Origin of the sequence: Amycolatopsis heterodermiae, from assembly GCF_034929455.1 — a bacterium.
GTDB lineage: Bacteria > Actinomycetota > Actinomycetes > Mycobacteriales > Pseudonocardiaceae > Amycolatopsis > Amycolatopsis heterodermiae.
The window spans coordinates 147,449-163,812 of sequence record NZ_JAYFSI010000014.1 but is presented as its reverse complement, the minus strand read 5'-3'; the positions used below and the strand labels follow the sequence as shown (position 1 = coordinate 163,812).

Genomic DNA, 16,364 nt, shown 5'->3' with positions numbered 1-16,364 from the left:
TCCTACTGGGCCAGCACCGGCAGGTGCCAGACGGATACGGGCAGCCCGGACGCACGGGCGACGGGCAAGGCATCGACAGTGAACCGCTGGGGCCCCGTGAGGGAGCAGTCGTCGATGTACCAGATCTGTCCGGCGGCAGGCGTTCCTTGCAGGAACGCGGTCACTTGGGCGGAGGCGGCACCGGCGGGCGCGGTGAACGTGTTGCTGACCTGGGTCCAGGTCGCGGCGGTGGCGGACACGAACGCCGTCGACACGCCGAGGGAGTTGTTGTTGGCGTCGAGCCAGGTGATTCCCGCGCAGTAATTGCCGGTGACGGTGTTGGTGAACCAGACCCAGGTCGACACGGTGACCTTGAGCCCAGCCGTGACGCCGATCTTCTCGCTGTTGACGCCGACGTTCGCGGTGACGCCGTCCGGGACGATCCGGCCCGAGAAACTGCCGCTGTGCTTCTGGGTGCTGGACTGCGTGAACGAGCTGGCGCCGAACGACACCCACGGCGAGATGCCGGCCTCGAAGTCGGTGTTGGCCAGGTTGGTGTTGGCGCAGGCGGTTGCTCGGACCATGACGCCGTTGACGTCGAGGTAGATCGGGAAGTCGTCCGCTGCCGTCGTCCACGGTGGACCCGACGGTGTCGCGACGGCCAGGCTGGTTGCGCCCGCGGTCGCTGCCGTGGTCACGACCGAGCCGTCGGTGTCCGCGCGGAACACCCACGGATTGCTATCGCCGGTCTCTTTCGCTACCTCGACGACCTCGTACGGGGTGCCGGGTACGCACACGAAGGTGATCTCGTGCTGCTTGCCGGCCAGGTTTTCGGTGTAGCCAGGCACAATCTGCGAGATCGTGCCGTTGATGATCAGCGCCTTCGGGTTCACGATCTGGATGCGATCTTGCAGGTTCACCGACAACGCATCGACGTACAGCTGCTTCGACACCTTCGCCAGCTTGGCGAGGTTCACCGTGACGCGGGGGTAACGAGGCGCGTCGTTCGTGCCGAGGTGCACCTTCCACGTGGCGATGTCCGGCAGGTCGCCGTCGAACGCGACGTTGTACTCCTGCTCGTCGGCGTACCGGCCGACCCCGGCGCCGTTCGTCGGCGACGTGAGCGCCAGCGGCCCGGTCTCCTGGGTGGCCCGGTAACTCGACCCGTCGGTCCGCTTCGCGGTGAAGTCGTTGACGAGAAGCTGGTCGTCGTCGACCTGACCGAATGGAGGTTGCACCTGACCGGTGTCGTAGTCGAGGGTCAGCACGGGGTCCTGGTTGTACAGCGATCGGCCATAGCGATGCACGAATCCGATGACGTTGCGAGATTCGTTGAGGTAGCCGAGGTCGGCCTTCACGGCTTCGTCGAGCAGGTCCAGCAGCGTCTTGCGGCCTTGCACGCCGACCTGGGTGAATGCGCGGATGCTGCTTTGGTACGACGCGATCGGGATGTCGTCGTTTTCCTGGCAGAGTCGTTCGACGCGGGATGTGACGAACTCTCCTGCGTAGCCGCCGAGCTGGGGGCTGAAGGTGAAGACGGAGATGATGTCGTTGCGGACCATGACGTGCCCGATGGCGGAGCCGGTGATCTGTGTGTACGGGGAGATCAGCAGCTGTCGCGGTGCACCGATCGTGCGGGTGCTCACGGAACCGGAAGTGGTCGTCCCCGCGGCATCACCCTTCGGGAACCAAGCAAGCTTCCAGTCCACATTGGACCCGTTTTGCGTCAGTTCCAATGAGACGATCATTGGGCGTCCGTCGACGTTGACGTCGAGACTGCCCGAGCTGGTGATCAAGGTCCGGTTCTGGTCGTAGAACTTGATCTCCAGATCGCCGCCAGAACCCGTGTGGTAGAAGAGGTCGATGTAGCCGATCGTGCCGGAGCACACCAGCTGCGTGAACGTGCCGAGATCCACCTCGCCGGTGCTCGGCGTCGACAGAAGGAACATCAGCTGAACCTCGCCGGTCGCCGCAACGTTGACGACCGGAGACGTCCACCGCGAACCGTTCGGCTTTCCGAACGGAGCACTGCCGTCGTAGCTGGAATCGGCTCCAAACTGCGGCTTACCCGCACCCGTGATCACCATCGGAGCGACGTTCGGAAGGCCGGACGCGACCACAGTTGAGCCGCTGGGGTCTTCAACCGGGTAGTACAGGACATGCGGAGGAGAGCCGGGATCGAACACGAATTTCTGGTCCTGGTTCGCGCGGGTGACCGGCGACACCAAGGACGCCTGGCCGCGCGACAGGCGCCGGCGGATTCCCCCCGCCTCGATCGGGATGTACACGTCGTTGCCCGAGCTATCCCACTGGCTCGGCCACGACGACACCTCACCGTGGTACCGGTTGAGCCGGACCTCGAAGTCGTCGTAGGAGAACGTCACAGGCGTGTTCGTGTTGCCCGTCGCCACGCCGGACCGGATCCCGACCCACCCCGCCGGCCGGTCGATGTAGGCGTCGATCGCGGTACTGCCCTCGATGTCCCACGCGTAGGGCTCGGGGCCGGAAGCCAGCCACACCTTCGCTCGCAGCACCTGACCTTCCATCTGGAACGCTGCGCGAAGAGGCGCGCCGGTGTAGGTGAGGGCAAGCGTGGTGGTCGGCGCGATCTCGGTGCCGTCGTAGTGGTTGAGCCGGACGGTGATCGCCTCACTGGCGGTGACCTTCATGCTGAGGACGAAATAGTCCGTGCCGCCCGCCCCGGCCAGCCCCTGTCCGCTGAGGATCAGGTTCAGGGGCTCGACGTTTCCGCCAGTCACGTCCGAGGTGGACAGGCTGACGGTGGCACGGATCTCGACGTCCCGATACAGCAACGTTTGCATCGTCGCGATGCGGTACTGGTTGGTGCCGCTGACGACCTGAGTGCCCTTCCCGCTGGCGACGTCGAAGTCGGCCCCGCTCGCACCAGCTCCGCTCCAGTAGTAGTAATTCCAGAGATCGCCGGTGTCAGCGCCGCCCCACGAGTCGTTGACGGTGCGGGTGAAGGTGTCCTTGACGACTCGGGTGGACACACGGACCGGAGTGTTCTGGCCGAAAGAACCGTAGTACGGGCCGAGCACGTTGCGCGGGCTGTATTTCCCGGTGTGGTTCTTGAGGGTGAAGCCACACGACTGCGGTGACGCCGCGCCCGATGCCCGTTCCGAGGTGAAGCCGCGGGTAAGGCTGCAGCCGTCGCGGTTGTACAGGTCACTCGTGACGTTCACCCAGCCGTTGCCGGGGCCCAGGAACAACTCATAGAGGTTGTCCTCCGGGACATCGGGAAACTGCGCCATGCGGTCCTCCTCTCAGCTTCGTCCGAATGCCTGTTGCACATTGCCGCCGCCGTTGACCTGGACGTACTTCCGGATCATCTCGGCGAACAGCTGATCGAACGGCGACGATCCGCTTTGGACGGTCAACTGCACCTGGATCGGGCCCGACACACCAGCCGCGGCAGGGCTGCGGCTTGACGCACCAGCTGGGTTCACGAACGATCCGACAGGCAGCTTCACCAGCTCCGGGCCGTACTCGCCGACCAGGGTCGTGTTGCTGCGTGGTCCGCCCTCGGCGGCGTGACCGATCGGGCCGCCGACTGCGCGGGCGACCGGGATGCCGGTGAGGCTCTGGCCGCGGCCGGACGTGCCGTAGTACGTCGTCACCGTGATCTTGAGGTCGCGGTCGTGCAGAGCGGCGAGGTTCCGGCGCAGGGCCTCGATGGCCGGGGACGCGTAGTCGGCGGCGTACAGGTTCGCGTTGTAGTTGCCCTGGTACCGATCCGCGGCGCCCTTGGCCTCATCCACCCGGGAGCGGATATTCTGCGCCTGCTGGGCCGTCAGGGCGCCGGAAGACACCCAGTGGTTCAGGGTCGCGTCGAACGCCTGGTAGGACAGATCGCCGTTGAGGGCAGCCGACTCCATCTTCGACAGCGACTCGGCGAGCCCGAACGCGGCGTCCTTCGCCTCACCGGAGTTCTTGCCGTGCTGCTTGACCGCGTCGGTGTAGCCCTTCTGCGCCGTCGTCACACCCTCCAGCGAATGCACCAGGTTGAACACCGGGTCCGTCGCCGACTGCAGATTCGTGAGGTACTCCGACAGCGAGTCGCTGAGCGTCTTCGTGTCCTGAGCCGTCCGCCCGGTCGAGATGCCGGCCGCGTCCATCGCCGCGGTAAATCCGGGCAGATGGTTCTTCAGCGCCTCGATCTGGTCCTTGGTGAACCCCGCCTTCGTGGTGAGCTCGCCGAAGATCTGCGACGCCTTCTGCGGGCTGGTCCCCGCGATGCTCGTCAGCGACGCGTCGAGCGCCTTCAGCCGGCCGTTCGCGTCGTCGAGCCGCGAGTCGACGCCGACGATGTTCCCGGCGATGTCGGTCAGACCCTCGAGGAACCCGTCGACGCCGCGCGAGGTGGCGATTGTCAGGGAGTCCTTGAAGTCCTGCATGTTGCCGCCGAACACGTTCGCGGCCTCGCCCGCAATGTGTCCGGTGGCGTAGAACCGCTGGAGGCTGTCGGTCAGCTTCTGCACGTTCGGCGGCACCACCGGGTCGGCCAGGGCGTGCAGCGCGACGACGGCGCCGCCGATCACCGCGGCGGAGGCGCCGACCTTGACCAGCATCGAGCCGAGCGCCTTGCCGTCGGTGACGGTCGCGACGATGCCCTTCCCGAAGTCCGCCAGGGCGTCCTTCGCCTTACCGAACATCGGCACGAGGAAGTTGTAGCCTGCCGAGCCGAGGTCGCCGATGCCGGCGCCGAGGGTCAGCAGCCGCTGCTCGGTGGTGAGGCTGGTGTCGCTGAACCCCTTCAGGGTGTCCGACACACCGGTGACGGTGTCGCGGAAGCCCATCGCCTTGGTGTCGACTTCGTCGGAGGCCTCGCCGATGTTCTTGAGCCGGTCAGCGGTCTCTTTGCCGCCCTTTCCTAAGTCCTCCGTGGACTTGCCGCTCTTTTTCGCGGTCTCGCCGAGCTTGCCGAGGGACTCGTCGGCCTCTTTGGCGCTGTCACTGGTTTTCTTGAGGCCGTCGGCGACCTTGTCGGTGGCCTGGTCCCACGACTGCTCGGTTTTGCGGGCTGAGCTGGTGGCGTCCTTCTCGACATCTTGGAAGACCTTCGTGGCCTCGTTCTTGCCCTCGACCACGATCTCGATCGTGTTGCTCACAGCTCACCCCTTCCCAGGTTTTCCAGTTCCAGCAACCGCAGCAGCGACGCGTCCGCGGCGTAGATCTCCTCCGGCAGCTTCCCGAACCGCTGGCACAGCGCCAGCACCGTCCGGGCTTCGGCTAGCTCGCTCGGCTCGTCGACACGACGGCCGTCTCCATCTGTAGCTCCTCCGACGGCTTTCCATCGGAGGATGGCGCTTTTGTGTCGTCATCGACCCGGATCCGCATCGCGAGGATCCACGCGTGCACGAGGGTCCAGAAGAAGTCCGGGTCCTCCGCGCGGATCGCGGCGACCGACGGCGGGACCGGGTCACCGTCCTTTTCGGTCTCCAGGTTCCACGACACGATGGCGTCGGCGACCGCCTGGTGCATCTTGCGCAGCCGCTCGTCGACCTCCGGCTTCGGGACGTCGCCGGCCGCGATCGCGGCCTCCCACGCCTTCAGGCCGTCGAACAGGAACGAGTCGTCGATGGACATGCGGCGCATCTCGACCCGGAAGCCCTCAAACTCCGGGTCGAGAAACGACAGCGTGACCGTCTTGCGCTTGCGCTGGAATCCCACCGCGTCACGCCCAGGTCGGCAGGGCGCCGTTGGCGAGCGACCCGGTGGTCTTCCAGGTGAACTCGCCGCCGGAGCCGCGGGTGAGGGCGTAGTCGGAGAAGACGCACTCGTTGGCGAGGGTCTTCGACGCGATGCCGAGGGACACCGTGCGGACGACGTCGGTCGAGGACACCGACGACAGCACGTCGTGGCTCGCGTTCGCGGTGGGGTTGAACGTGCCGGAGAGGTTGATCTGGAAGTCCGAGAGCAGCAGCAGCCGCTCCATCGCGCTCTTGTCGACGCCGGTCGTGTCCTGCACCGCGCGGGGCGTGGAGAAGTCGAACTCGTGCACGTCGTTGCGGATGTCCCGCAGGGTGCCGAGAGCGTCGTCGACGCCGAGCGCGGTCCATCCGAGGCCTGACTGCTTGGGCATGGCTCATCCTTCCTGGATCGCGTCGGCGATCTTCTGCTGATGGGTGGCGAAATCGTCCGCCCAGTCCTCCGGCCGCGTGTGCACGCGGACGTTTCCTTTGCGCTGACCGACTTGCTGCAAGGTCTCGCGCAGATCGCCGTCCCGCACGACGTACAACTCCGGTTTCCCGAGCGGGACCTCGTGCTCGGTGAAGCACGTCTGGCCCGGCTCGAACGTGAAGCTGGTCAGGCCGTTTTCGGTCTCCGCGCGGAACCGGCGCCCGGACACCTTCCGGATGTAGTGCGCCTGCCGCTGACCCAGCTCGGTCGTCTCGTCGATCAGCATCACCCAGCCGTGCTCACGGCCTTCGCACTCGACCTCGGCGCAGCTGGCCGTCCGCCAGTGCGTCTCCCTCGGCGCCTTGATCGAGTACGTCTTTTTCGCGTCCGGCGGCAGCAGCGGCTCGCCCAGGCCGGCCATCAGAAGGTCACCGCGACCGGGTTGCGAGTGACCGCGACGGCGAACGCCAGCGACGAGAACCCGCCCGTCGTGACGGTGATCGCCCGCAGGTAGCGGCGGACCGTAGCCGCCCGGCCGGTCTGCAGCCGCTGCGACCCGGGCGCCGTCGTCACCGCGGCGAACGCGCCGCCGGTCAGGTCGGCCCAGCTGGCGTTGTCGGCGGAGTCCTGCAGCTTGACCGTCGCGTCGGTGCCGGTGAACCCGAACACCTGGAGGTAGGCCTGCAGCCCGAACGCGGAAGACGCGCCGCCGTCGAGCGAGGCGCCGTTCGTGGCCGCGATGTCGGTGCGCACGCCGGCGGTGAGCAGCTTGCCCCACTCCAGGCCGTATCCGTTGGCCTGCACGCTGGTCTTCTGGGCGAGTGAGCCGTCTGCGCCGCGGGTCGGGTCGTAGTTGAGCTGCTTGCCGATCATGCACGCGGCCGGGACGCCGAGGGTGGCGCGGTGGGCGTACATCACGCCGATGTCGGCCGTCGGCAGGGCGGACAGCACGACGTGCGCGCCGTTGCGGGTCTGGCCGCCGGCGATCGTGTCGGGGTTGAAGTACGAGGAGAACTCCATTCCCCCGTCCTTGGTGCCGTAGATCCGTTCGTTGGCCAGCTTGTCGATGCCGGTGGTGTCGAGCAGGCCGCGGGGGCTGCTGATGTTGTCCAGCGAGCCGATGTCGCCGGACAGGTCGTAGCCGCCGACGAAGAACCGCGCGCCGAGGCCGCTTTCCTTGCCCACGTCAGGCCTCCTGGGGGAACACGTCGTTGATGATGAGCGGGAGCGTGATGATCCCGACCCGCAGCAGCACGCCGTCGGCGTTGATGTAGCCGCCGTCGAGAGCCAGAGGCGCGCCGGTTTCGCCGAGCAGGTCGACGTTGCGGATCGCGCCGCCGAGGTCGAAGTCGCCGGAGTAGGCGGCCATGAGCTTCAGGCTCGACGTGAGGATCTCGATCTCGACGTCGTCCTGGGGCTCCTTGAGCATGTTCTGTCCGATGCGGACGTTCAGCGTCAGCACGGCGGCCGTGACGTTCAAGCCGGACGCTTTCGGGTGCGGGCGGAACGACTTCAGCCAGAACGAGGCCGACAACCCCGAACCCGGCGCGTTCTTCGGCTCGTGCCCGGTGACCCGCTCGAAGACCCCGAGGCCGTTGGCGTGCGAGGTGACGCGGGAGAACACGTCCGTGATCAGCTGGTCCATCGTCGTGTCGCTCACGTCAGCTCCTGCACCAGTCGGGCGACCAGCGGCCGCGTGATGTCCTCGACGCGGCCCTCGGTCTGCTGGCAGCCGCGACGGAACGCGGCGTAGCCCTTGAACCGCGTCCGGCTGTTGCGGGACCCGGTGCCCTCCAGCCACGGCCCGTACACGACGCCGCGGTCGTTGACGACCTGGGCGCCGTTCTCCTGCACGACGTGCAGCTGCGTCTCGTAGTACGGCGTCGGGTGCCTGATCCGGGCGTCGAGGATCTCGTGCACCGCGGCCAGCGCCGCGCCGGCGACCGCGTACTTCGCGTCCTCGAGGAACTGGTCCACGACCGCGGCGGAGGCGCCGGTGAACATCGGGCCGGTCAGCGTCACGGTGGTCATCGCGCCACCACCCGGATCCGGCCCTTCCGGCCGAAGGCGCGGTAGACCTGCCGGCGGAGGCTGTCGATGCCCTTGCCCAAGGCCTCGCGCTCCGACTCGCCGGTGCCGATGGTGCGGGCGTACCCGGACGCCTTCTGGCCGAGCGTGGTGAGGGCCTCGGCGACCGCGAGTTCCCGGACGGCGCCGGGCGGCTGCCAGGCGGTCACGGTGTCGGCGTTGCCGTGCGCGGCCGCGGTGGTGCCGAGCACGCCGCGGTCGACGAGCAGGCGCCGCGGCGAGTACACAGTGGCGCCGGTGGTGTGTCCGGCGAGGACAGTGCCATCCCAGGCGCGCTTCACGATCAGGGTGTCGGCGGCGATGTCCACGATGAGCATGCGCTCGGTGTCGACCAGGACGACCTCGCCGATGGCGAAGGCGTCGCCGTCGCCGACCTTGAGGCCGGTGAGGTTGTTCTGCGCGGCAAGGTCGTCGGTGATCGTCTGGCCGGTGTCGAGCTGGCGGCGGCCGGTCACGACGAGCCGCTCGGTGCCGATGCGCAGGACCGAGCCGACGCCCACCTGCGAGCCGTCGGTCACGTCGACCGCGGTCGCGGTCGCGTTGGGCACGGCGGCGGTCAGCGCGGCGGCGGTGGCTTCGTCGTTGCGGTGGCCGAACAGGCCGTAGATCTCGATGGTCTGCTGCGTGGTGGAGCCGGAGCCGAACACCGCAGCGCCGGACAGGTCGGTCTCGATCCGGTCGTACGGCGGCCCGGACTGCGGGTACAGCTTGAGCCCGTCGACGGCCAGCGTGACGCCGCCGGCGGTGACGGTGATCGGCTCGATCAGCTCGTGCTGTTCGAGCCACAGCCGCCACGACGTCGGCGACTGAGGGTCGGGCCAGTCGAACGCGACGGTCTTGAGCTCGGGGTAGAACGTGCGGTGGCACAGGCCGGTGATGGTGTCGGTGGCCGTGTCGAGGGCAGCGTCGATCTTCGTGTTGTTCCGCGCGGTCTCGGCGGAGTCGAGGGCGTCTTTGACGTCCTCGCGGGTGGCGTAGCGAATGCCCATTCCCTTGCCTTGCTTTCTGGCCTAGGGACCGAGGTCCCGGGTTCGAGCGGGGTTCAGTTGTGGGTGTTGCTGATCTGGCCGATCCGGCGCGGGCCGGGCCCCCAGATCGACCCGTCGAACGGGCAGTAGTTCTCCCCGTTCGGGCCGGTGCGGAGCGGTTCCCCGCAGTCCTGGCACGCGACGGGAGCGCGGGTCTGCTGGTCTTCGAACTTCTGGACGGCTTCGCTGGCGATGTCGACGAGGCCGTACCAGCTGCCGCCGGAAGCGGCCGGGGACTCGGCCGCGCCGACCTCGTCCCCGGCCGGGCTCACTCGGCGCCGCCGGCCTCGTGCTGTGCGGCGGCCTGGCGGGCGTCGTCCTCCAGGAGCCGGTCGACCAGCTCCGGCTTGTTGCCGGTCGTCGGGAGTTCGCGCTCCTTCAGGTCGGCCTTGAGGTCTTCGACGGTCAGGGCCTCATACAGCGCGCGGGCTTCCGCGTCCTGGGCGGCGTGCTCGTCCTCGGTCGTGACGCCGTCGTCCTGGCCGTCGTTGCCGTCTCCGGCGCCGTCCTCTTCGGACTCGGCCGGTGCGGCCTCCTCGTCGGCGTCCGGCGGCAGGATCGGCTCCTGGACGTCGACGCGCGCGCCGTCGTCGACGGGCTCGTCGGCGTTGGTCGCGCCGAGCGCCTTGGTGATCTTCGGCATGGTGTTTCCTCCGTCCGGGCCGGGGCGGCAGCTGGTGCCGCCCCGGCTGTGCGTCAGGCCGCAGCGACCGACGCGTTGTCGTCGAGCGGGACGTACGTGATCGACCACTTCACCGCGCCGGTGTTGCTGGCCGCGCAGTTGAGCTTGATCGCGCCGATCGGCACGATCACCGGGTTCCGCGGCAGCACGCTCGCGCCGGCGGCCGCGCCGACGAGCGCGTCGGAGAACAGGCCGGTGATGCCGTAGAGGCAGCCGACCTCGTCCGCCGTGATGTCGAGCACCGCGCACAGGTCGACGGCCGAGCCGGTCGTCGGGACGGACTGCAGCTTGGTGTTGTTCGCCTGCGTCTGGATGACGGTCGTGACCTCGCCGACGATGGACGTGAGCACGATCCGGCCGCCGGTGACGGTGAACAGCGTCCCGGCCGCAGTCTGCGGAAGGGCCGCAGTCGCGCGGTCGACCTTGCGGCCGAGCGTGAGTGCGCGGACCTGCGGGCCCTGGATGAGGGTCGTCATGGTGGTGTAGTCCTCTCCGGGGTGTCAGGCCGCGCTGCTGAGCGCGGGCAGGTTGGCCGGCGTGCGCTGCTCGGTGAGGTCGTGGAGGATCGCCATGACCAGACCGGAGCCGCCCGCGCTGCACTTGACGAAGGCCTTGCCGTCCGGCAGCGAGTCCGCCCCGACGTGGATGGACGCGGCACCGGAGGCGATCGTGACCGCGTTGCTCGCGGCCTGCGTGGCCTCGGCCCAGGCGGCGGTGCCGTTCGTGGCGGTGTTGGTCACCTTGCGGGTGATGATGTTGCCCGGGGTGGCGTAGGAGCCGCCGAAGGTGTCCGCGCACGTGAGCGTGAAAGTGTCGTTGCCGGTGCACACGAAGGTGACCGCGACGCCGCGCTTCAGGCTGACCGCGACGCCCGCGGCGATGGGGATGACGTTGAAAACTCGGCCGAGGCCTTCCATGGTGTTGCCTTCCTCTGGGGGTTGAGTGCCGTTCGGTACAAGGGCCCGGCGGGGTGTGAATGCCGCCGGGCCCCGGCAACGCCTACGTGGCGAAGGGGTCCGGGAACTCCGGCGCCGGCTTCTCCTCGAGGGCGGCGGGCTCGTCTTCCCACGAGCCGCCGACGATGAACGCCCCGGCGAGGCCGCCTTCGGGCCCCGCCGGGTACTGGATCTGCGGTCCGTCGGTCACGGGCGGTCGGCCAGCTTCACGAACGGGCTCAGCGTGTTCGAGCTGCCGCTCTTCGGGGTGATCGCCGACTTGATCCACGGCGTGCCGTCGACCCGCTCGATGACGCGCAGCGCGGTCTTGTCCTGCCCGAACTTGTAGTCCGTGGAGGTGTTCGACTGCATGACCTGCCGGTCACCGATGAGGTAGTAGCCGAAGTCGACCAGGTTGATGTCGCCCGAGGTGCCGACGGTGGACACCTTCTCCGTGAAGATCACCGGCCGGCCGAGGATCTGCACCGGCGGGGTGTTGCCGCCCTGGCTCTCGCCGATCCAGATCGCGGAGCCGCCGGTGCCGACCGACAGCGCCATCGTGGCCAGCTGCGGGAAGGTGTCGATGTTCGCCACCCACACCGCCCGGTTCATGCTCGACGGGAGCATGCGGGAGTACATCCTGACCAGGTTTTCCCAGACGATCGTGCCCGTCGGCTGGCCGGCCTCCGCGGCGACGGTGACCGCGGCGGAGGCGTTGAGGTAGCCCAGCGGCATGCCGACGCCGTTGCCGGAGGTGAAGCCGACGTCTTCGAACCACGCGAGCGCCTCGGGGAAGGACTCCGAGAGGAACTGCTGCAGGGTGATGATGCTGTCCTGGAACAGCTCGTTCGGGATCTCGCTGTAGAGCGTGAGCTTCTTGGCGACCAGCTCGATCCGGCCGAACTTCGGCGAGGAGTCGGTGAGGGTGCCGCCCTCTTCGGTCCAGTACCCGGTGATGCCGCCGTAGACGCTGGACGCGTTCGACGTCGAGTCGATCGTCGGGTACGGGACGGACAGGGAGTCCATCGGCACGACGCGGGCCCGGTTGCGGACGACGGCCTGCTCCAGCGCGACGCGCAGCAGCTCGGCGCGCAGGACCTCGGGGATGAGGAACCCGCCGTCGCCGGGGATGCTGGAGCCGAAGGCGTTCTGGATCTTCTTGACCTCGGAGCGCGCGGCGAGGGAGTCGCCGTCGGTGTGGCCGATCCAGGTGGCGGCCATGTAGTCGGCCCAGTTGCCGAACTTCTTGTCGAGGCCGGCGCCCGGCGCCTTCGAGTTGTAGAACTTGTTCCGCTGCACCGGGATCGCGGACGGGTCCAGGTTCAGGCGGTTGATGTTGTCGATGTCGCTCTTGCGCAGGATGTCCGCGAACTGCGCCTCGGCCAGCTCCTTGACCTGCGCCTCGATCGAGTCGTCGATGCGGGACTGCTGCTCGGCGTACTTGTTGATGAACTCGACGAGGTCGGCGCTGTTCGACGCGACCTTCTTCACCTGGCTGACGTCGCCGAAGAACTCCTCCAGCTCGGTGGAGTTGCGCGGGATCGTGGTCAGGTCGTTGACGACGCGGCCGATGTGGGTGTGCGGGATGCCCAGGCGGTCGAGGCGGTCGCGCATCCCCGGGGAGAGCGTGGCGGTGGTCATGCCGGGTTTCCTTCCTTCAACAGGGACTGCAACACGTCGTCCACCGTGGACGGTGCTGTCGTGAACAGGCCGCTGAGGGCGGCGGCCCATTCGTCCGTCGGGCCCGGCTCTGCGGGCGTGACGGGGGCTTCGGGCTCGTCGGTGGCGGGCGCCTCCGGCGTGCTGGTGGTGTCGTCGGTCGGCTGCTCGACCGGCGCGTCCGGCTCGGTGACCGGGGCGGCCGGCGCGGCCGGGGTCTCGACCGCGGCGGGCTGCTCCGTGGTGTCCTCGTTGGACACCGGGGGTGCCGGGGCCTTTTCGCGGCCGGCGTACCGGTAGGCGAACACCGTCAGGTCGTAGGCCTTCGCCATGAGCCCGTCGAGGTCGTCGGCGTCCTCGCCCGGTACGACGGCGGCCGGCTCGTCGGTCTCCTCGTCGGCGTTGTTGACCTCGTCGCACAGCCCGGCGGCGAGCGCCTCCGGACCCGAGTACCAGGTCTCGACACGCATCGCCTCGCGCCAGGACTCGACGGTGCCGCCCGCTTGCTGGACGTAGATGTCGGCGATGTTGTTGCTGGCCTGGTCGAGGACTTCGACCATCTTCTCCATCTCGGAGACGTTCCCGTAGCAGAAGCCGATCGCGTCGTGGATCATCATCTGCGCGTTGCGCTGCATGACGATCGTGTCGCCGGCCATCGCGATGAAGGACGCGGCCGAGGCGGCGATGCCGTCGACGCGGACCTCGATGTTGGCCGGGTGGTCGCGCAGCGCGTGGTAGATCGCGAGGCCGTCCCAGACTTCGCCGCCCGGGGAGTTGATGTGGACGATGATGGTGGAGACGCGCAGGCCCATCAGGTCCCGCACGAAGTCCTGCGCGGTGACGCCCCAGTAGCCGATCTCGTCGTACAGGTAGATCGCGGCGACGTCCGGCTGGTCGACCAGGTCGGTGACCATGCGGAACCAGGTCCGGCCGTCGTTCAGCTGCTGTGCCTGCTCGGCGGTGACCCGCATCGCCTGCATCCGGCGCTGTGCCCGGAGCCGGGCGCTCTTGGACATCACTGGCCTCCCTCGGTGGTTTCCGGGCGCCAGACGCCCACGACGGTGCCCCGGCAGCGATCGCGACCGAGGCAGTCGACGTAGCCGCTGTGCGGGTAGAGCTTGTTGAGCGCGGTCAGGTCGTCGGTGTTGCAGATCCACCGGCCGTGGATCTCCCGGCACGGCTCGCACGTCGCGCTGTCGAGAATCTCCGAGGCGTAGAGCGCGCCGACCGGGCCGCCGGAGAAGGTGTCGGCGCGGGCTTGGTTCTGCACGCCGGTCAGCGCGCCGCCGAGCGCGGTGCGCGCGCCGGCGTCGGATAGCCCGTCGAGGAACGTCGACAGCTGGGTGATGACGTCGTCGACGTCAGCGTCCGGCCCGGCAAGCCGTGAGGCTTCGCGACCGGCGGACAGCGCGTAGCGGGCGGCTTCGAATCCGGCGACGGCTTCGGCGAACGTGCGGAGGAAGTCGGTGCCGGGCCACGCGGGTTCGAGGTCCACTCCGGACTCGTCGGCTTCCTCGACGACGTGCCCGGCCGCGGTTTCGGCGTAACTGGCGAGGGCGTCGGCGAGGATGTCGACGGCGTCGCCGACGTCGAGCTGCAGCGCGGCGAGGGCGCTGCGGTCGCCGTCGATGGCGTCGCGTGCGGCGGTGAGCAACTGCTGGATCCAGTCGGTGACGACGTGGCCCTGCCACGCGGTCAGCAGTGCGTCGAGGGCGCTCTCCCAGTCGGTCTGGACGTGGTCGAGGCTGATGCCGTCGACGGTGTCGGTGGCGTCCTGCTCGACGCCGTCCGGCGCTTCGGGGAGGTCGGCGTTGTGGTGCGTGCACGGCCTGGCGTACAGGCCGGCCAGCAGTTGCTCGACCTCGGCGTCCTGGTCGCGGAAGAGGCTGGCGAGGAGGTTGTTGACGGCGTCCTCGTCGGACTTCGCCGGGGCGGGCGGGGTCGGCGGGACCGGTTCGGCCGTCTCCTTGGGTTCGGATTGAGGGTCGGCCTCGGGGTCGTCCGATGTCGGGTCGTCCTCCCCCGGGCCGTCAGGGGCGCCCGGCTGGCCAGGCGGGAGGTGGAACATCTGCACCGGCGGTGGGGGCGGCTTCTCCCAGACCAGCGCCTCGGGCAGGTCGAGGGCTTCCTTGACGGACTCGCCGTCGAACCCGGCGTCGATCAGCGTCTTCGCGGCGGTCGAGCGGGCGGTGAGCGACGCGTTCTCGGCGGCCTCGTCCTCGGGGACGGGGCTGTCGTAGTCGAACTCGAGCTTGTCCGGGACGTCGGCGCCGAACAGCGGCAGGAGCTTGGTGTTGAGGGCGTCCTTCCAACGGTCGTCGCGCGGGACGGTGAGCCACTTCGCGAAGACGTACTCGCCGGCGTCGGCGTTGGCGCGGTTGACGTCCTCGGTGATGCCGAGCATCGGCTTCGGGAACCCGAAGCCTTCCATGATCGCGTCGCGGGTCACGCCGCGCAGCGACGTGAATTCCATGTCCCGCTGGGAGAATGCCCGCGGGACCCACTCCATGTTGGCTTCGAGGATGCCGACGCGGTGGGCGCGGGCGACGCCGCGGTGCTGCTCTTCCCAGCGCGTCGCGAGCTTGGTGAACTCGTCGTCGGTGAGGTTGTCGTCGACCTTGATGATGCCGCCGGGCTCGGCGGAGTCGCGGAAGAACGCGGCGTTCCACTGGGAGGCGTACTCGGCGCCCATGATGTCGGTGAGGACGGCGGTCACCGGCGACAGCCCGCGGTACGGGTCGGTGGGGTTGGGCATCCGGACGTGGATGACCTCGTCGGTGCGCAGCGGGATCTGCTCGCCGTCGGGCCCGGCGTAGATCCAGCCGGTGAGGTACTTCGTCGGGTGCGCGACCGGGGTCATGCGGTCCGGGCGGACCGGCCACAGCTCGAGCGGGATTGAGGCGAGGGAGGAGCGGCCGACGACGAAGCAGCCTTCGCCGATGAGGTCGAGGTGCTGCTGCCCGGTCTGGAACAGCTCCATCCGGGTCATGAAGGGGTTCGGCTTGTTGATCAGGCTGAGGGCGGCGTGGCGGGTGATCTCGACGCGGTCTTCGTCCTTGCCGGACTTCGCCTTGCGGTAGAGCCGCCATTCCGTCTTCCCGACCGCGGTCGAGGTCTTGTCGACGATGCCGAAGATCGTCCCGTTGGTGGCCATGACGCCGAGCTGGGTGGTGCCGTCGCGGCGTGCGTAGAAGCCGCTCAGGCCGCCCGCGGACCGGGAGACGAGGGGCGCGGGGCTCTCGTTGCCCGACGACTCCCTAACGTCAGGGCGAAGTCCGCCGAGGAAGCTAGCCACGGCGCTCGTCCTGGTCGGCTTCGTGCTGCGCCTTCTCCAGGTCGAGGCGGGATTCGAGGAGCCAGCATGCAACGCCGGTGGCGGCGAGGCCTGCGGTGAGGTTCCAGCGGTAGGCGGCGATGACGAGGAGCACGAGGCCGAGCAGGGACAGGACGATGCCGACGCGTGATGCCGCGGGCTTGAGCAGCGCGGCGAGGGTCGTCAGCATGATCGCGGTTATACCTGTCCAACTGCTCAGATGAACAGTTGTGCATAGCCTGGTGCGCGGTGGCGCGCCGAAATACACACTGTCGTGTGCACGCGCCGCGCTGGAGGTGACCGGCATGTGCCGACGACACTGCCGCTGCGAGACCTACGAACCGCGCGGCGACAAAGACGAGACTCCGCCGCCGACCAAGCCGGGGCCCGGACTGGAAGCCAACGAGGAGCCAGCTACGGGCCCGCGGGGCGGGTCGGGTGTGAGTTCGGCTGGCGACGACAGGAGGTGATCACGATGTGCAAGCGCGAAGACGAGGAGACCAGCACCCACGAGGAGACGTCCCCTCCAACGAAGCAGG

Annotated in this window: 18 protein-coding genes; all 18 read right to left on the bottom strand. The window is 68.5% G+C overall.

The genetic code is table 11. The annotated features are described in order from the left end of the window. Nucleotides 1-2 precede the first annotated feature (2 nt). Nucleotides 3-3,251 (bottom strand): carbohydrate binding domain-containing protein, encoded by a 3,249-nt coding sequence (locus VA596_RS41735; protein WP_323335119.1) that lies wholly within the window; start codon nt 3,249-3,251, stop codon nt 3-5. A 12-nt stretch (nt 3,252-3,263) separates the two neighbouring features. After that, complete coding sequence (locus tag VA596_RS41730) at nt 3,264-5,108, bottom strand: hypothetical protein (protein WP_323335117.1); 1,845 nt, start codon at nt 5,106-5,108, stop codon at nt 3,264-3,266. A gap of 121 nt (nt 5,109-5,229) precedes the next feature. Next, the gene (locus tag VA596_RS41725) at nt 5,230-5,670 is read right to left on the bottom strand and encodes a hypothetical protein (protein ID WP_323335115.1); all 441 of its coding nucleotides are present in this window, start codon (nt 5,668-5,670) and stop codon (nt 5,230-5,232) included. A gap of 4 nt (nt 5,671-5,674) precedes the next feature. Continuing rightward, a complete protein-coding gene (locus VA596_RS41720; protein WP_323335114.1) occupies nt 5,675-6,082 on the bottom strand; it encodes a hypothetical protein in 408 nt (135 codons plus the stop codon). 3 nt (nt 6,083-6,085) lie between these two features. Beyond that, nucleotides 6,086-6,541 (bottom strand): hypothetical protein, encoded by a 456-nt coding sequence (locus VA596_RS41715; RefSeq protein WP_323335113.1) that lies wholly within the window; start codon nt 6,539-6,541, stop codon nt 6,086-6,088. Further along, on the bottom strand, nt 6,541-7,305 hold the full coding sequence (locus VA596_RS41710; protein ID WP_323335111.1) for a hypothetical protein: 765 nt from the start codon (nt 7,303-7,305) through the stop codon (nt 6,541-6,543). The genes VA596_RS41715 and VA596_RS41710 overlap by 1 nt, the downstream gene beginning before the upstream one ends. Before the next feature lies 1 nt (nt 7,306). After that, nucleotides 7,307-7,780, bottom strand: coding sequence for a hypothetical protein (locus tag VA596_RS41705; RefSeq protein ID WP_323335109.1), 474 nt, complete (start codon nt 7,778-7,780; stop codon nt 7,307-7,309). Next, nucleotides 7,777-8,151 carry a hypothetical protein gene (locus tag VA596_RS41700; protein WP_323335107.1) on the bottom strand — a complete coding sequence of 125 codons (375 nt, stop codon included), beginning with the start codon at nt 8,149-8,151 and terminating at the stop codon, nt 7,777-7,779. The genes VA596_RS41705 and VA596_RS41700 overlap by 4 nt, the downstream gene beginning before the upstream one ends. After that, entirely contained in the window at nt 8,148-9,197 is a 1,050-nt protein-coding gene (locus VA596_RS41695; RefSeq protein ID WP_323335105.1) for a hypothetical protein, read from the bottom strand. The genes VA596_RS41700 and VA596_RS41695 overlap by 4 nt, the downstream gene beginning before the upstream one ends. A 53-nt stretch (nt 9,198-9,250) precedes the next feature. Continuing rightward, nucleotides 9,251-9,508 carry a hypothetical protein gene (locus tag VA596_RS41690; protein ID WP_323335104.1) on the bottom strand — a complete coding sequence of 86 codons (258 nt, stop codon included), beginning with the start codon at nt 9,506-9,508 and terminating at the stop codon, nt 9,251-9,253. Continuing rightward, nucleotides 9,505-9,879, bottom strand: coding sequence for an SAP domain-containing protein (locus VA596_RS41685; RefSeq protein WP_323335102.1), 375 nt, complete (start codon nt 9,877-9,879; stop codon nt 9,505-9,507). Before VA596_RS41685 ends, VA596_RS41690 begins: the two co-directional genes overlap by 4 nt. 53 nt (nt 9,880-9,932) lie before the next feature. Beyond that, complete coding sequence (locus tag VA596_RS41680; protein ID WP_323335100.1) at nt 9,933-10,394, bottom strand: hypothetical protein; 462 nt, start codon at nt 10,392-10,394, stop codon at nt 9,933-9,935. Between the two features lie 24 nt (nt 10,395-10,418). Beyond that, nucleotides 10,419-10,835, bottom strand: a complete 417-nt coding sequence (locus tag VA596_RS41675) for a hypothetical protein (RefSeq protein WP_323335098.1) — start codon at nt 10,833-10,835, stop codon at nt 10,419-10,421. Nucleotides 10,836-10,917: 82 nt separating this feature from the next. Then, nucleotides 10,918-11,064, bottom strand: a complete 147-nt coding sequence (locus VA596_RS41670) for a hypothetical protein (protein WP_323335097.1) — start codon at nt 11,062-11,064, stop codon at nt 10,918-10,920. Further along, complete coding sequence (locus tag VA596_RS41665) at nt 11,061-12,494, bottom strand: phage major capsid protein (protein WP_323335094.1); 1,434 nt, start codon at nt 12,492-12,494, stop codon at nt 11,061-11,063. Before VA596_RS41665 ends, VA596_RS41670 begins: the two co-directional genes overlap by 4 nt. Continuing rightward, nucleotides 12,491-13,528, bottom strand: a complete 1,038-nt coding sequence (locus VA596_RS41660; protein WP_323335092.1) for a head maturation protease, ClpP-related — start codon at nt 13,526-13,528, stop codon at nt 12,491-12,493. Before VA596_RS41660 ends, VA596_RS41665 begins: the two co-directional genes overlap by 4 nt. Continuing rightward, entirely contained in the window at nt 13,528-15,807 is a 2,280-nt protein-coding gene (locus VA596_RS41655; RefSeq protein WP_323335091.1) for a phage portal protein, read from the bottom strand. The genes VA596_RS41660 and VA596_RS41655 overlap by 1 nt, the downstream gene beginning before the upstream one ends. Further along, complete coding sequence (locus tag VA596_RS41650) at nt 15,800-16,015, bottom strand: hypothetical protein (protein WP_323335089.1); 216 nt, start codon at nt 16,013-16,015, stop codon at nt 15,800-15,802. Before VA596_RS41650 ends, VA596_RS41655 begins: the two co-directional genes overlap by 8 nt. Nucleotides 16,016-16,364: the final 349 nt, after the last annotated feature.

What these genes read in the sequence shown, in the direction of transcription:
- VA596_RS41715 (WP_323335113.1), bottom strand. Translation starts at nt 6,541, where the DNA reads ATGGCCGGCCTGGGCGAGCCGCTGCTGCCGCCGGACGCGAAAAAGACG.
- VA596_RS41685 (WP_323335102.1), bottom strand. Translation starts at nt 9,879, where the DNA reads ATGCCGAAGATCACCAAGGCGCTCGGCGCGACCAACGCCGACGAGCCC.
- VA596_RS41680 (WP_323335100.1), bottom strand. Translation starts at nt 10,394, where the DNA reads ATGACGACCCTCATCCAGGGCCCGCAGGTCCGCGCACTCACGCTCGGC.
- VA596_RS41695 (WP_323335105.1), bottom strand. Translation starts at nt 9,197, where the DNA reads ATGGGCATTCGCTACGCCACCCGCGAGGACGTCAAAGACGCCCTCGAC.
- VA596_RS41660 (WP_323335092.1), bottom strand. Translation starts at nt 13,528, where the DNA reads ATGTCCAAGAGCGCCCGGCTCCGGGCACAGCGCCGGATGCAGGCGATG.
- VA596_RS41665 (WP_323335094.1), bottom strand. Translation starts at nt 12,494, where the DNA reads ATGACCACCGCCACGCTCTCCCCGGGGATGCGCGACCGCCTCGACCGC.
- VA596_RS41735 (WP_323335119.1), bottom strand. Translation starts at nt 3,251, where the DNA reads ATGGCGCAGTTTCCCGATGTCCCGGAGGACAACCTCTATGAGTTGTTC.
- VA596_RS41700 (WP_323335107.1), bottom strand. Translation starts at nt 8,151, where the DNA reads ATGACCACCGTGACGCTGACCGGCCCGATGTTCACCGGCGCCTCCGCC.
- VA596_RS41675 (WP_323335098.1), bottom strand. Translation starts at nt 10,835, where the DNA reads ATGGAAGGCCTCGGCCGAGTTTTCAACGTCATCCCCATCGCCGCGGGC.
- VA596_RS41650 (WP_323335089.1), bottom strand. Translation starts at nt 16,015, where the DNA reads ATGCTGACGACCCTCGCCGCGCTGCTCAAGCCCGCGGCATCACGCGTC.
- VA596_RS41720 (WP_323335114.1), bottom strand. Translation starts at nt 6,082, where the DNA reads ATGCCCAAGCAGTCAGGCCTCGGATGGACCGCGCTCGGCGTCGACGAC.